Source organism: Sphingobacterium sp. InxBP1 (assembly GCF_026191775.1).
Taxonomy (GTDB): Bacteria; Bacteroidota; Bacteroidia; order Sphingobacteriales; family Sphingobacteriaceae; genus Sphingobacterium; species Sphingobacterium thalpophilum.
The window spans coordinates 235309-250695 of sequence record NZ_JAINDX010000039.1 but is presented as its reverse complement, the minus strand read 5'-3'; the positions used below and the strand labels follow the sequence as shown (position 1 = coordinate 250695).

Annotated in this window: 18 protein-coding genes; 11 read left to right on the top strand and 7 right to left on the bottom strand. The window is 43.8% G+C overall.

Translation table 11 applies throughout. The annotated features are described in order from the left end of the window. Positions 1–11: 11 nt before the first annotated feature. The 10 genes from K7A41_RS04245 to K7A41_RS04200 all read left to right on the top strand — a co-directional run bounded on the left by K7A41_RS04245 (position 12) and on the right by K7A41_RS04200 (position 10083). Positions 12–1532 (top strand): RagB/SusD family nutrient uptake outer membrane protein, encoded by a 1521-nt coding sequence (locus K7A41_RS04245; RefSeq protein WP_265712740.1) that lies wholly within the window; start codon positions 12–14, stop codon positions 1530–1532. 45 nt (positions 1533–1577) lie between these two features. Continuing rightward, positions 1578–3071: a glycoside hydrolase family 30 protein gene (locus tag K7A41_RS04240; protein ID WP_265712739.1), complete on the top strand. Its 1494-nt coding sequence runs from the start codon at positions 1578–1580 to the stop codon at positions 3069–3071. A gap of 26 nt (positions 3072–3097) precedes the next feature. Beyond that, positions 3098–4423: a DUF5125 domain-containing protein gene (locus K7A41_RS04235; RefSeq protein ID WP_265712738.1), complete on the top strand. Its 1326-nt coding sequence runs from the start codon at positions 3098–3100 to the stop codon at positions 4421–4423. A 176-nt stretch (positions 4424–4599) separates the two neighbouring features. After that, positions 4600–4977 (top strand): hypothetical protein, encoded by a 378-nt coding sequence (locus tag K7A41_RS04230; protein ID WP_051607064.1) that lies wholly within the window; start codon positions 4600–4602, stop codon positions 4975–4977. Between the two features lie 84 nt (positions 4978–5061). Continuing rightward, positions 5062–5721, top strand: coding sequence for an SCO family protein (locus K7A41_RS04225; protein WP_265712737.1), 660 nt, complete (start codon positions 5062–5064; stop codon positions 5719–5721). Between the two features lie 18 nt (positions 5722–5739). Next, on the top strand, positions 5740–6588 hold the full coding sequence (locus tag K7A41_RS04220) for a FixH family protein (protein WP_265712736.1): 849 nt from the start codon (positions 5740–5742) through the stop codon (positions 6586–6588). A 56-nt stretch (positions 6589–6644) separates the two neighbouring features. Continuing rightward, a complete protein-coding gene (locus K7A41_RS04215; protein ID WP_265712735.1) occupies positions 6645–7511 on the top strand; it encodes an MbnP family protein in 867 nt (288 codons plus the stop codon). Between the two features lie 2 nt (positions 7512–7513). After that, entirely contained in the window at positions 7514–8575 is a 1062-nt protein-coding gene (locus K7A41_RS04210) for a cytochrome-c peroxidase (protein WP_265712734.1), read from the top strand. Between the two features lie 54 nt (positions 8576–8629). Further along, complete coding sequence (locus K7A41_RS04205; RefSeq protein WP_265712733.1) at positions 8630–9571, top strand: transporter; 942 nt, start codon at positions 8630–8632, stop codon at positions 9569–9571. 17 nt (positions 9572–9588) lie between these two features. Beyond that, on the top strand, positions 9589–10083 hold the full coding sequence (locus tag K7A41_RS04200) for a c-type cytochrome (RefSeq protein WP_265712732.1): 495 nt from the start codon (positions 9589–9591) through the stop codon (positions 10081–10083). A gap of 113 nt (positions 10084–10196) precedes the next feature. On the opposite strand, the gene folP is transcribed toward K7A41_RS04200, so the two are convergent. Genes folP through K7A41_RS04180 form a run of 4 tightly spaced genes read right to left on the bottom strand, consistent with a single transcriptional unit; the run spans position 10197 to position 12942 of the window. Beyond that, on the bottom strand, positions 10197–11036 hold the full coding sequence (gene folP / locus K7A41_RS04195) for a dihydropteroate synthase (RefSeq protein ID WP_265712731.1): 840 nt from the start codon (positions 11034–11036) through the stop codon (positions 10197–10199). After that, positions 11033–11512: a DUF4920 domain-containing protein gene (locus tag K7A41_RS04190; protein WP_265712730.1), complete on the bottom strand. Its 480-nt coding sequence runs from the start codon at positions 11510–11512 to the stop codon at positions 11033–11035. The genes folP and K7A41_RS04190 overlap by 4 nt, the downstream gene beginning before the upstream one ends. Position 11513: 1 nt before the next feature. Then, entirely contained in the window at positions 11514–12092 is a 579-nt protein-coding gene (locus K7A41_RS04185; RefSeq protein WP_028070766.1) for an L-threonylcarbamoyladenylate synthase, read from the bottom strand. Between the two features lie 31 nt (positions 12093–12123). Continuing rightward, positions 12124–12942: a 2,3,4,5-tetrahydropyridine-2,6-dicarboxylate N-succinyltransferase gene (locus K7A41_RS04180; protein ID WP_028070765.1), complete on the bottom strand. Its 819-nt coding sequence runs from the start codon at positions 12940–12942 to the stop codon at positions 12124–12126. Between the two features lie 177 nt (positions 12943–13119). Between K7A41_RS04180 and K7A41_RS04175 the strand changes: the two genes are divergently transcribed. Then, complete coding sequence (locus tag K7A41_RS04175) at positions 13120–13530, top strand: RNA-binding S4 domain-containing protein (protein ID WP_028070764.1); 411 nt, start codon at positions 13120–13122, stop codon at positions 13528–13530. Between the two features lie 86 nt (positions 13531–13616). Here K7A41_RS04175 and ytxJ read toward each other — a convergent pair whose 3' ends face one another. The 3 genes from ytxJ to ribH all read right to left on the bottom strand — a co-directional run bounded on the left by ytxJ (position 13617) and on the right by ribH (position 15320). Further along, positions 13617–13946, bottom strand: coding sequence for a bacillithiol system redox-active protein YtxJ (gene ytxJ / locus K7A41_RS04170; protein ID WP_265712729.1), 330 nt, complete (start codon positions 13944–13946; stop codon positions 13617–13619). A 1-nt stretch (position 13947) separates the two neighbouring features. Further along, on the bottom strand, positions 13948–14685 hold the full coding sequence (locus K7A41_RS04165; protein ID WP_265712728.1) for a hypothetical protein: 738 nt from the start codon (positions 14683–14685) through the stop codon (positions 13948–13950). Between the two features lie 146 nt (positions 14686–14831). After that, positions 14832–15320 carry a 6,7-dimethyl-8-ribityllumazine synthase gene (ribH, locus tag K7A41_RS04160; protein WP_265712727.1) on the bottom strand — a complete coding sequence of 163 codons (489 nt, stop codon included), beginning with the start codon at positions 15318–15320 and terminating at the stop codon, positions 14832–14834. Positions 15321–15387 lie beyond the last annotated feature (67 nt).

Here is a 15387-nt window from a genome sequence, read left to right as displayed (position 1 = left end):
TTGACCGTATCATGAAAAATATATATATAAATAACATTCTTTCTCTATTAATCGGGTCTCTGTTTTTATTCTCCTGTTCGTTGAATCGCGATCCGCTTTCGGATTATTCAGATGTTAGTCAAGGAAAGACTGATGAGGGCAGCCAGATTGTCTTCAAAAACAAGGTGGAAGTAGAGACTTATTTAGCAGGGATTTATCAACAGATGAAAGATCGGCAGGAGCATTGGTATCTTGATCTACTTTTAATTGGCGACTCGCATGCCGATAACGCTTATGCTGGGACGACGGGTGCAGAGGTTGTACCTTTTGAAAATAATTCCATCGAAGGATCAAATTCGGTGATTGATCGCGACTGGGGACGATATTTAGAAGATGTGGGCCGAGCAAATCGACTGATTATTTACGTCGACAGTGTCGCGGATAATTCTGTCAGCGATGCTGAAATCAGATCTTACAAAGCGCAGGGCAAACTGTTTCGAGCATTGGCCATGTTCGATATGGTACGAATTTTTGGATCAATCCCTATTGTTACAAGCATTGCTCCGGACATTACAGGGGACAATGTAAGTGAAGTCTACCCACAATATTTTCCTAAGCAAGCCACGGAAGAAGAAGTCTATAAACAGATCGAAAAAGATTTGATGGACGCCCTTGCAGATGCACCTGCTACGAATAATGGGAATAAGACATTGTTTACTAGGTCGGTGGCGCGTGCCATGTTAGCGAAGATCTACGCGGAGAAGCCGATTCGTGATTATACAAAAGTCATTCAGTTTGTAGATGCGCTGACTGCCGACGGTTTTGACTTGAACCCTAATTATGCTGATTTATATGCGATGAATGCCAGCAATACAGATCTTGCACAGCGAAACACAAAAGAATCTATTTTGGAAGCTCAATTTACCGCAGGGGGCGGCAATTGGGCCACCTGGATGTTTGGACGGGATTTGTCTAATTATGATAACAATTTTACTTGGGCAAAATGGGTTACCCCATCCCGTGATTTGATACAAGCTTATACCAACGAAGGCGATCAAATTCGTTTGAACGAATCGGTAGTATATTATTCTACCACTTGGAGCAACTATTATCCTGCAAACCATTACCCATTCATGTTTAAGTTAAGATCTGCGTTTAATAGTATTGTAAAACTTCGTTATGCAGACCTCTTATTACTGAAAGCTGAGGCGTTGATTCAGCAGGGATCAGATTTGCCTGCAGCAGCGGATATTATTGACAAAATACGCGCGCGGGTCAAATTACCAAAATTACCGTCAGCAGTCCGCTCCAATAAAGAAGCCTTATTAGAGGCCTATTTGAAGGAACGCCGTCTAGAATTAGCTTTTGAGGGACAGCGGTGGTTTGACCTTGTACGGCTGGATAAGGTCGAATCGGTGATGAATGCGGTATATGCAAAAGACTCGGGCAGAAAAGCGCAGGTGTATTCTTTCACGAAGAACTCCTACCGTCTACCGATTCCTCAACCAAAAATTGATCAGAATCCTAATCTAGTGCAGAATCCGGGCTACTAATTGAACTAGGTATACGCGTTTAATGGACAGAAAAATAAATTACAGATGAAACGTAATAATAAAACTATGATATACACTTTCTTGTTGTCCTGTTTGGTCGCAGCAACATCTTGTAATCGTGATAGCTATACGCCTTCACAAATAGACGATATTAAAAATAACGGTGACGTCACTATTTACACGACTACAGGAAGCCGGTCTTCAGATTTCGGAAAACGATTTGTTGATTTCAGCTCTAAGTTCAATATGTCGCCCAACACAATCACAGTGAATCCCGCGCAAAAATTCCAGACTATGGACGGGTTTGGGGCAGCAGTGACCGGTTCAACCTGTTACAACCTAATGAAAATGAATAAGGAGGACCGCCACAAATTCCTCACGGAGACATTTTCGGACAAAGAGGGAATGGGAATGAGCTATATCCGTATTGCTATCGGATGCTCCGACTTCTCGCTGAGCGAATACACCTGCTGGGATAAAGAAGGAAAAGAAAATTTCGGCCTGCAATCAGAAGAACTTCAGTATATTATTCCTGTGCTCAAAGAAATATTGGCCATCAATCCCCAGGTTAAAATCATGGGTTCGCCATGGACACCCCCAAAATGGATGAAGGTAAACAATCTCGTGGATTTAAAGCCTTTTGATTCATGGACGAGCGGGCAGCTAAATCCAAAATATTATCAGGACTATGGCTGGTATTTTGTTCAATGGCTACAGGCCATGAAAAAAGAAGGCATCCCTGTGCATGCAATCACTGTACAAAATGAACCTTTAAATAGGAAGAACTCGGCTTCAATGTACATGTCCTGGCAGGAGCAACAAGCATTTATCAAACAGTCTCTGGGCCCCCAGTTGAAATCGGCTGGTCTGGCAACAAAGATCTATGCCTTCGACCACAATTACAATTACGACAATATGGCTGACCAGGAAGACTATCCGGTCAAAATTTATAACGATGCCGGAGCAGCGTCCTTTATCGCTGGCGCGGCTTATCACAACTACGGTGGTGATAAAGCCGAATTGCTTGATATTCAGCGTCAACGTCCAGATAAAGAACTGGTCTTTACCGAAACCTCGATCGGAGAATGGAACGACGGGCGTAATTTGGAAAAACGCCTTATGGAAGACATGAGGGAAGTTGCTTTAGGTACAGTTAATAACTGGTGTAGGGCAGTAATCGTATGGAACCTGATGCTGGATACGGACAAAGGCCCAAATCGCGAAGGCGGATGCCAGACTTGCTATGGCGCCGTGGATATCAATAAAGGGAATTACAAAACGATAACGCGCAACTCCCACTATTACATCGTTGGGCATTTAGCGGCGGTCGTAAAACCCGGGGCCACACGTATTGGCGCGTCGGGTTATACCGCAGATGGATTGGTTTATACTGCGTTTCAGAACACAGACGGAACCTACGCCCTTGTTTTATTGAATGATGCCGGAGATAGCCGTAAGATTACAATAGCTGATGGAAAGCACCATTTTAGCTATGATGTGCCGGCTAAATCGGTAGTTTCTTATCGTTGGTCAAATTAAAGCTTGAGATGATGAAAAGACAGCACATGAATATACTGATTGGAGTCGCTGCCATACTCGCCGTCAGTTCCTGTAAAGAGGATGAAAAATACGTCTATCAAATCGGAGACCCAAAGATTGAATGGAAAGCGGCTGTTTCCGAAGCACATTTTGGAGATAGTCTGGAGTTTGAGGTCCACGTATCTGATAATGAAGTCGCGTTATCGACGGTCAAAGCACAGTTATTTTTTACGGACGATAAGGTCGCTGAAACGGTAATACGAACAAAGGAAAACGGAGATTACAAGGGGAAAATTTACATTCCATTCTTAAAGAATATTCCGGATGGAAAAGCGACACTCAAATTTGTTCTGCAAAATATTAGCCAGAAGAGCACCGAAAAGTCTTTTGATATTGATTTAAGCCGTCCGGATTTCCCCTATTTGACGTTGGTAACAGCAGCTAGGTCCTATAAGATGGAGAAGATAGGCCAAAACCAATACGCGGCAACGGAGAATTTTCCGTTTTCCGTAAAAGGCTATATTCAGACCCCAAAAGTAGGTACAAATGGCCAGGTCATGAATTTTGGATGGGTCAATAACGCGATAGCCCTAGGTGCCACTGCGGACATCCCTTTTTCAAATTCAACTTCCGGCGTATATAGCATTGCCTTTAATACGTTGACCTACCAGGCATCACCTTTTATTATTGCTTATGCGGTTAACGGAACGGTGTTTAATCGGATCGATGATACGCATTTTAAAGCTGAGTTGAACATGGTCAAAGGAGAAGCCGTCACAATTGACGGGATCGAAGATCTGAAAGACTGGTGGATAGATCCCGACTTCTTTACGACATCTGGACAGGGAGCGCTTTCGTTTAACGGGATGAACGGAAAGTATCGTATCACTGCAGATTTTACCCTGAAGTATTTTAATGTGGAAGCCATGAATGGCAACGAGCTTGCCACGCTGCAGGCCGATGGTTCAGGAGCGATATGGATTATCGGAGAAGGCATCGGAAAACCAAAAGTATCCACAAATCAGGTTGGCTGGAATACGGATAAAGCACTTTGCATGGTGCCTGTTGGGAATAAAAAATATCAGGTCACGGTGACAGCCGGTAGCTCCATGAATTCGGATAACATCAATTTCAAATTTTTCCATCAGAAGGGCTGGGGTGGAGAATTTGGCGGAGCGGATGTGACAACGACCAGTGATCTCATTTTTATTGGAAATGGCACGAACGGGCGTGATTCCGGAAATCTAGGTATAAAAACCGGCAAAGTACTAGAAGTGGGTAAGACTTATATCTTTACGATGGATCTTTCGGCAGGAAATAAGAAGGCTGTGTTGACGGTCAATGAAAAATAAGCTTTCTTTTCTTTCAGTCCCCGGGGTAGCGCTTGCGCCGGGGACTGATGTTTTTTATACGAATAGACCAACTCGTCCCATTGTTTTTAAACTATGCTCCGGTGATAGAAAAAATTATTGGCGTTTAGTTGTAGGTGTTACCGTTGTAATCTTTATATTTGCGGTATTGTCATTTCATGAAAGCTAAACAGTTCATATGGATCATATTGCCTTTGATGCTCCTCCAGAGCTTCTCGACAGTATGGTTATGGACTATTTTTGAACTCAACAGGGATTATATAGCGCGCAATGAATGTATTAATCGTTTCAATGAAAAAGCCCTTTCCTGTAGGGGACAATGTATCCTGATGAAAAAAATGCGTGAGCATGAGGAAAAAGAACAGAAAAACCTTGAAACGCGCATTATTGATGTTGTCTTTATCAACAACCAGTTAAATTTCACTTTTGAAACCTCTGTCTTCGACGAAGTTGCTTTAAGCTTTTCTTTTCCAGAAATGAAAGAGAATTATGCTTACCGCCCTATCTTCTCCATTTTCCACCCTCCATTGGTTTAAACGTTATAGGAGTTACGTATTGACGCGCTAGTGTTTAGACTATTGTGCCAATTCTTTTGTCTTAGAAAATTTAAATCAAATTACATGTACACAATTTTTCCGAAGGGAATTACTGTGACTGTATTTTCATGCGGCTTATGGCTAGCATCTGCCTGTTCCTCTTCCAATACGGGAGAGCGATTACCCATCTTGGGTGAAAGGGAGGTAGTACATAAGATTATTGATGGAAATAAGGTCACGGATACCCTATATCACATCATTCCAGACTTCGAGCTGCTGGATCAGGATAGCACGGTCGTTTCAAAAAAGAGTCTTCAAGGGAAGATTTATCTGGCAGACTTTTTCTTTACGCGATGTCCGACAATCTGCCCTATTACTGCCCGGAACCTATTGCAGATCGCCCGACATTTTGAACATGATCCAAGGGTGGTATTTCTGTCGCATACGGTTGATCCTATGTACGATCGTCCTTATGTACTGAAACGTTATGCTACTGAGCTGGGAGCTCCGAAAAACTGGTTTTTCCTGAACGGTCCGAAAAATGAGGTATATCCACTTGCAGGCGCTGAAGGCTATTTTTCTTTTGCACAGGAGAATAAGGATGCACCCGGCGGTTTTGATCACAGTGGTGCTTTCAGTCTTGTGGATGCCAGATTTCATGTACGTGCTGTATACGATGGCACTCAAACGGATTCTATCCCTAAAATTATTGCCGATATCCAGCTCCTGTTAGATAAAGGCTAATACAAACCGCATAAAAAAATGAACTTTATAAAAATAGCTTTATTATATACTGTTGTATTAACGGCCACGCTTACTGGAGTTTCATGCGCAGACAAAAGCGTAAGCAAAAACAGTGTAAGTGCAGCGGATTCAACAGTATTCGGTATACCTGAAGAGTCTGGACTGTATCTTTTGGCAGATACATCAATCAAGGGCCATACATACATTGTATATGGCGACACAAAACTCAGTAATAAATATCATACGATTTATTTAAAGGTGAAAGACAAGAATGGCAGACCTGTCGACGATAAAGCCCTGGATCTCTATCCCGAAATGAATATGGGGCAGATGAAACATGGCGGACCTTACGAGCATCCCATACCATTGGGCGAAGGCTGGTATAAAAGCCACATGGTTTTTATCATGGCTGACATTCCGGACATGGGGACAGGCTGGCATTTGCACATTATTCGTGGGGGGGAAACAGCAAGAGATACCGTGGCGATCAAGATTCCGGTTTCGCCAGCCTCACTTATGCGCACGACGAGCTCGGGCACACGGGACGACAGCCGGGTATTTCTGTCTTGCCTCTTGCCTGATACAGTGAAACAGGGCAAGAGGCCGATCCAGTTCTTGATGAATAAAATGGACCATCATTACTTCCCGGCATTGGACGGTTATGAGGTCAGATTTAAGACTGATATGCCTGGGATGAGGCATGACTCCTCGGATAATAAAGGTGCAGTCAGTGCCGGTAATGGTTATTACGAAGGGCTGATAAACTTTAGCATGGCCGGGGGCTGGGAGATCAATGTGGAACTGTGGAAAGAGGGTAAAAAAGCCAATCAGGATGAAATCAAATACCACGTACACGTCACTCCATAATAGAGGAAGTCATCCAAACAGAAATTATGCATATAACAAGATTTAAAGTAAGAACCATGAAAACAGTATATTTTACCATCAGAACATTCATTTTGAGTATTTCGCTCCTGCTTGGAGTAAGCTGCAGCAAGGAAGAGGCACCTATGCCGGATAATACGAAGAAAGGGCTATTCTCCATCGAATTTGACAATATTGTCGGCGATGAGACCCTGGGATTTGATCCACGTGTGTATAAGAATGCGAAAGGTGAAGCCTTTCGCATCAAGACCTTACGTTATTTTATCAGCAATATTAAGCTTTACAAGGCGGATGGTACTGAATATATCGTTCCCCAAGAAAAAAGCTACTTTTTTATTGAGGGGTCTGATAGGAGAAGCAGATTTGCAAAAGTAGAAGTACCTGAAGGAGATTATAATAAAGTAAAGTTCATCGTAGGCGTTGATAGTGCAAGAAGTACGATGCCTACCGAAGATCGTCAGGGGGTGCTTTCGTTTAATCCCGAAGCAGGACACGACGGCATGTACTGGGGCTGGAACCAGGGGTATATTTTCTTCAAGCTGGAGGGGTATTGCGATGCGATCTCTGATGACCAACAGGGAGATCCTACGGGCAATAAACAGTTTAGATATCATATCGGGGGCTATGGGGGATACAATCCCAAAGCGCCTACGCTCAACAACATCAAGGAAGTCACTATGGACCTGAATCCAGCAGGAATCGCTCAGGTACGGGAAGGGCTACGCAGCAATGTACACCTTTTTGTTGATGTGTTAAACATTTTCAATGGACCTTATACTTTCTCGATCGTGCAACATCCGACTGTGATGTTCAGTGATTTTAGCCAGAATATTGCAAATAATTTTTTGTCGATGTTTACACACGACCATACAGAGAATTTTGTCAAAAGTGAATCAGAACTGTAGCCATGAAAAAGTTCCTTGTCATTGGGCTGCTGTTGGGGCTCGTGTGGGCCTGCAAAAAAGCAGATGATATTGCCGGAGACATCTTTGTGGGATTTGTTCGTCCGGGTAATTTCCCTGAACCTGTCTATAAATTTGAGCGAAACCCGATTACAGAAGATGTTTTTGAACTGGGACGACAGTTGTTTTACGAACCTCGTCTCTCACGCAACAATACCATCGCCTGTGGAAGTTGTCATATTCTTTCCGCTGCCTTCACCCATCATGGCCATGATGTGAGCCATGGTATCGACGATCGCCTGGGTATACGTAATCCCATGCCTATTTTCAATATGGCCTGGCAGCGAGAATTTTTTTGGGATGGTGGCGTCTTTGACCTGGATATGTCGGCGGTCAATGCCATTACAAATCCGGTAGAAATGGACGAATCCGTGAGCAATGTGCTGAGCAAGCTGCGGAAGGACTCCGATTATCAGCAGCGTTTTAAAAAAGCCTTTGGCAGCGAAGGGATTACGGACGAACGTTTCTTCAAAGCGCTTTCACAGTTTATGCTCATGGCGATCAGTGCCGATGCTAAGTATGACCAGGTCATGCGGAAAGAGAATGGTGCCAGTTTTACCGAGCCTGAAAAGAAAGGGTACCTGTTTTTTCAGGCCAACTGTTCACGATGCCATGCCGAGCCACTTTTTACGGACCGCGATTACCACAACAACGGCCTATCGCCCAATCATGCAAATGATATTGGCAGGGATACGGTGACTTTAAATCATAACGACAGGTATAAGTTCAAAACTCCAAGCCTGCGAAATCTTTCCTATACAGGACCTTATATGCATGACGGCAGGTTCCTGACATTGGATCGCGTACTGGAACATTATCGCACAGGAATGGTCGATTCAAAAACTGTGGATAGTGGATTCCGTAAAGCTGACGGTACTTTGGGCATTGCGATGACCGAGGAAGAAAAAGCTAATCTGCTCGCTTTCCTCAGGACGCTGAATGATGATTCTTTTGTCAGCAATAAAAAGCTGGGCGAGCCTGGAAATACTGGGTTTGTGGTCAACTAATAAATTAATTGTGAATGAAAAAACTCGCTTCTGAAGGCGAAAAAATAAAATTAGATGAAGTCGATAACGATAAAATTACTTCTATTGCTATTTATTGGGCTGCCCTTATCCTCTAGGGCCTGTGACATCTGCGGTTGTGGTGTTGGAAGCTATTATATTGGTATTCTTCCGCAGTTCAATAAACGTTTTGTCGGGGTACGCTACCAATATAAAAGCTTGCAGACGCATCTTGGTCCTACAGGCAACCGCACTCCGATCAGTGCAGAAGAAACGTATCAAAGTCTGGAACTCTGGGGCGCTTGGAATTTGGGAAGCCGCTGGCGTATCATGGCAATAGTTCCCTATAATTTCAATGCGAGAAATATTCCGGGCAGTGGCGAAGTTGGGCGAATGAATGGCCTCGGCGATATTGTGGTCTATGGTTATTATAAAATTTTTGAACAAATGGGCAGTACCAAATCGAATCAGATGTTTAATCATTCGCTCTGGGTAGGTGCGGGAGTGAAAGCTCCTTCGGGCAAATATGATCCTGCGCAACGTTCAGCCGCTAGCCAGGATGCACCAAATAATTTTCAGCTGGGTACGGCGAGCACAGATTTCATGATCAATCTGGCTTATGATATCAGGGTGATGGATCTGGGGCTCAACACCAATGTCAGCTATAAAATGAATACTGAAAATAAATATGACTACCGTTATGGAAACAAGTTGTCCGTGAATTCACTCCTGTATTATAAGGTTAATATAAAAGATAGGGTACGGCTTTCTCCCAATGCGGGAGTCGGCTATGAAACGCAGCCCAAGGACGTCAGTATGCAGCGCTATGATGTAGCGCAGTCAGGAGGTTATAGCCTGGCCGGGATTGCGGGCATTGAGGTCAATATAGGCAAGGTTAACCTGGGGGCAAATTATCAAACTTTGCTGTCACAGGAGCTGGCAGATGGAAGGGCCAAGGCGGGAGGCCGTTGGCTGACGCATATATCATATAGTTTTTAAACATAACAAAGGAAAATATGAAAAAAAGAATCAATGTCATCCTTTCCTGTCTTGGCCTTGCAGCTTTTGTGGCTTGTGGCGGAAACGAACGGCAAAAAACAGAAAAGACGACTACTACGGCGGCTGAGATGGCTTCGTCAGAGAGCACAAGTATGCTGGATTACAAAACGGACGGGTCAAAAGGTGTGGGCCCAGTCACATCCTTCGAGCACAAAGCCTTTGATGCACAGCTGGCAAGCAAAGGCGTCGAATTATTTGTTGCCAAATGTGCCATGTGTCATAGCTTTGATAGAACTGTAGTAGGCCCGTCGTTAGATGGTGTTATCAAGCGTCGTACTCCCGAATGGATTATGAACATGATGCTTGACCCAGCCATAATGCTGGAAAAAGATCCAGATGCAAAAGCATTAAGTAAAGACTTTTCGTCGCCGATGGTTAGCCTTGGACTACAGCGGGAGGAGGCAAGGGCGATTTTGGAATACTTGCGCGAACGTAATAGCGGGGATAAATAAATCTGTGTTTCACTGTCCGCGTATGTAGAAGAATTCGGATAGCAATTGACCTGGTCCGGTAGCTGGAATAGTGCCGTTTCACTCCGGGTACTGGATCGGGTACATTCGAGGACTTAGAAAAATAGATCAACCAGCTGTCTGGCTTCTTTGACATCATGGACACGCAGCAGCTGTACACCTCTCTCGAGCAATAAGGTGTTGAGTGCTGTGGTGCCGTTCAGTGCTTCTTGCGCTGTAATTCCTAATTTTTTGTAGATCATCGATTTACGGGATATGCCACCTAAAATAGGGAGACCAAAATAATGCAGCTCTTCGATGCGGTACAATAATTCATAGTTTTGTTCCACTGTTTTGGCGAAGCCAAAGCCGGGGTCTATAATAATATCTTTCACACCAAGGTCCCGTAATTGTGATATCTGTTCGCCCAGAAAAATGGCGACATCCGTTACAATATCGCTGTATGTTGTCTGCTCTTGCATATTCTCGGGGGTGCCCCGCATATGCATCAGGATATAGGGCACTTGGTATTTAGCTACAGTTGCAAACATCTCCTCGTCAAGTGTACCGCCGGATACGTCGTTGACAATATGCACACCGGCATCGATAGCAGCTGCAGCAACGTCTGCACGAAATGTGTCGATGGATAGGATGGCTTCTGGAAAGGCTTTCTTGATAGCATGGATTGGTGGAAGTGCGCGGTCCATCTCTTCCTGCGAGGATATCAGGGGAGCACCTGGACGGGAAGAATGCGCGCCTATATCAAGAATATGGGCGCCCGACTGCAATAGTGCTGTCGCTTTTTTTAATGCCTCATCAACAGTCGTATGTTCGCCGCCATCGTAAAAGGAGTCAGGAGTCACATTGAGGATTCCCATAATGACCGGTTTTTCAAAGGTCAGCAAGGTACCTCCGACATTGATAGACTGAGATCTCGCTGTATGGAATTTTTTCATTTTACCACAAGCACAGCATCTGCGATGATGCTGATATCTTTTTTAGGTTGTGTAATCAGGCTAATTTCGGCTTGCGATTTACCAAGGTCTTTTGCCACATGCTGTAAATCTGCGACAGATGTTTCTTTTTTCCTGGCTACGCCTTCCACGACTACTGTTCTGCCGACGATATCTGCAGGCATAAAGAAGCCGTAATCTTTGAAGCGCACCATTACCGGCTCTCCTGAATCGCGCTGTAAGGTCATGAAGCAGCCTTTCTTTTTACAGACTTCCACCACTTTCCCTTCGATTTTGCCCTGGAAAGTACTCTTATTGCTGAGCACTTTATCTAGCTTATTTACGGTAATTGCATGGCCTGCGACAATTTCTTTCCCATATTTTACGCCGGGTCTAGCCGGTGGTATTACTTTCTTTTGCGCGTGTGACTGACTGCTAACAGCAAGGATCAACGAAAACAATAAAACGATTTTTTTCATGTTATTTCCGTATAAATTCAAATTTGCCACTTGAATCGAGTTTCATGATGGTGGATGATCTACCATCGGTCTTAACATCCCTGTCGTATGCTACAATATAATCAACCCCGTTTTTGATCTCAGGTGAAATTTCATCAAAGTCTTTTGCCGAAGGTTCGCCGCTGATGTTGGCTGAGGTGGAGATAATGGGTTTGCGAAAACGCTGCAAAAGTTGTTCGCAAAAAGCATGTTTGACAACTCGAATGCCAATGGATCCGTCCGCCGCAATTGCATTGGGCGCCAGGTTTTTGGCATTCGAGTAGACGATTGTCAAGGGTTTGTCTGTATATTCAATAAGTTGATAAGCAACATCTGGGATATCGTTAACATAACTGGCCAATTGGTTTTCGTTATGCAGCAGGATGATTAGGCTCTTGGTTTTATCGCGTCCTTTCAGCTGATAGATTTTTTCTACAGCCTCCGGATTGGTGGCGTCACAGCCTATTCCCCAGATTGTATCAGTTGGGTATAAGATCAGGCCACCATTTTTTAGCGTTTCCAGTGCTTTATTCAAATCCTCACGTTCGACAAATGTGCTCATTTTTTATCTGTATTTATTCCTGCCCTTAAGATTAAACTGCTACGTTGTGGTCGCGAAGGGCGTCGTTCAAAGAGGTTTTCTTATCGGTAGATTCTTTACGTTGACCAATGATCAGTGCACAAGGTACTTGGTATTCCCCTGCGGCAAATTTTTTGGTGTATGAACCCGGGATTACGACAGACCGTGCTGGAACATAACCTTTATATTCTACAGGTTCGGGGCCGGTGACGTCAATAATTTTTGTGGAAGCTGTCAATACGACATTCGCACCCAATACCGCCTCCTTTTCAACGCGTACACCTTCGACAACAATGGCTCTTGAACCTACAAATACGTTATCTTCGATGATCACCGGAGCAGCCTGAACCGGCTCCAAGACACCACCGATACCAACTCCGCCACTTAAATGGACATGTTTGCCGATCTGTGCACAAGAACCTACTGTTGCCCATGTGTCGACCATTGTGCCTTCGTCAACATAAGCGCCGATGTTAACATACGAGGGCATCATAATAACCCCTTTGGCCAGATATGCGCCTAAGCGCGCAGAAGCACCCGGAACTACGCGTACACCCGTGTGTTTGTAGTCCGTTTTTAACTTCATTTTATCGTGAAATACGAAAGGGCCTGCAGTCATTTCACGCATATCATTGATCGGGAAATACAAGATAACAGCTTTTTTGATCCAGTCATTTACATGCCATCTGGTACCAATCAATTCCGCTACGCGGATCTCACCGCTGTCCAACTTCATGATGACAGTACGAATAGCTTCCGAATATTCCTTATACTCTAATAATTGTCTATCTTCCCACGCTTCCTCAATCAGTTTTTTTAGTGGCTCTACCATATTATTTGTTTGCTTATATGAATTTGTTTATTTTGATGTACAAACTTAGATAAAGTTGTATATAAAAGCAACTTTATCAGTCGCTCCGCTGGTATCAAAATGCCGCTTAATTCGAAGATCTGTTAATAATTAAGCAGGGGCGCTACGATAATCTGCTAATATAACTATTTTTGTACTATGGCTGCTACATCAGAAAAATTAAGAATTGACAAATATTTATGGTCAATCAGAGTATTTAAAACGCGTACTTTAGCTACTGAAGCTTGTAAGGCTGGGCGGGTGAAGCTGAATGGTCAGAATATTAAGCCTTCTTATGAGGTCAAAATTGGGGATGTTTATCATATTCAGAAAGGCATAGAGAAAAAAGTCGTTAAGGTTATTGGCCTGCTGGAGCGCCGGGTAGACGCGAAGACGGCGGTCCAATTTTATGAGGACCAGACACCTGTCGAAGAGACGGTAGGCTATAAATCAATGTTTCATGCACCAGTGCTCAAACGTGACCGTGGCACAGGGCGTCCCACCAAAAAAGACAGACGTGAAATTGATGACCTTCAGGCATCAGACTGGTGGGACAAGGAGGATGAGTAAGGCTTGGGGTGTACTGTTTCTGCCTTAATGGAATTTAAGGGCAATGAGGTCCTTAAAGCAAGCCAAACGGTCATCGACCAGACAGGTTAGAGATATTTTTCGAGCTCATCAAACTGTATATCGCCATGGGAGGCATCATACAAGCTCTTTTTGCCTTCAATGATAATAATCTGCGGGGACTGGTGTTCAACCTGCCAGCGTTGTGCGATTTCGTTGGATAGCGCTCTATAGCGCAACAGGTCCAGGAGATAGATCGTATAATCGCAGTCGGCCGTATTGGCCATGCGCTCAAGACTTCGCTTGGCCATATTGCTAATCCCGCAGGTGGTACTGTGCTTGAAAATAGCTGATCTTTTATCGGATTGATAAAGGTCTTCCAGCTGTTCTTCGGTATTCAGTTCTATCCAATTGATCATATTACAATTCTTTAAATTTTTTTTGTTCTACTTGCACGAATGAAGAAATAGCGGGAAATATACAGGTTTTTTTGTCGTTGCCAGCTGCATTAAAGACACTGGGCAACCGTATGCCGTCCCCGATCTCTTTATACTTGCTCACTTCATAAGTGACTTTCCCGTTGCTATCTGTGTATTCGTAGCGGGTGATTTCACCGGTGTTTTGGTCGATATAGATGAGCCCATCCAGTTTTTCGCCAAAGACCGGACCTGATGAGCTGATGTTAACGACGGCAAGTTTCTGCCCGCCAATAAACCGTTCGTCCTGATTTTTAAGCTGTACATTCTTTTGTTCAATCAGGGTTGGTAGCAATAAAAGGCTTAAGTCGGCAAATAACTGACTTTTGATAGACCGTTTTATTTCCTGACCATCGCTGACGATATTTCCAGCAACGAATAGTTTCTCGCCGCCAGCACCCTTATAATTAAATAGGTACGTGACCTGATGTGCTCCGCTATAACCATCAAAGCGGCATTCGCCGGTGGAGCGGTTGAAGAGAAACTTACGTTCCTCGCTGGAAAGTTGTTCTGATACCACATTGCCTTTGGCTGAAAAAGCCAGATATTGCAGAGAGTCCCATTTCTGTTTTCCTCCTATACTGCTCCAAACCTGCTTGCTGAGGCTGTCATTTTGCGCAAAGATGAGTTTTGGGCAAAATATTGTTAACAGGAATACTAAAAGTATATTCGATGTTCTCATAATCATATAAAAAAAATAAAAATCGATTAATAAGATATTCTATATTTTATTAACCGATCTATCTAAACTAAAAGTATTTGTGCGTGTAATAAGTTGGCCCAAAATACTTTTTCATGATTAAAATAGTAGACAAAATTGATACCAAACTAGAATTTCTGCGCTATGGCAGCCATCTGAATTGCGGTGATCGCAGCCTCTTCGCCTTTATTGCCGTGCTTGCCACCTGCGCGGTCCAAGGCCTGCTGAAGATTGTCCGTTGTCAGCACGCCGAAGATAACAGGTTTGTTATATTTCAGTCCAACATTAGAAATCCCGTTAGCCACAGCATTGCAGATAAAGTCGAAATGTCTGGTTTCTCCCTGGATCACACAGCCTAAACAAATGACTGCATCAAAACTTTGATTTCTCAATGCGATATCTGCTCCTGAGGTTAGTTCGAAGCTTCCGGGGACCTCAATGATTTCGATATTGCTTTCTTTTGCACCGTGCTTCTCTAAGCCGGAGATTGCACCATTCAATAACGCGCCGGTAATCTCTGCGTTCCATTGTGCCACTACTATTGCAAATCTGAACGGGCTTGCATCCGCAACTTGAATATGCGAAAAGTCGGATAAATTTTTAATGCTACTTGCCATAATAGGAGCAAAGATAATGAATTAGACGGTCACAAAAAAAGGGGCTATCAAATAGTCCCTTTTCTCG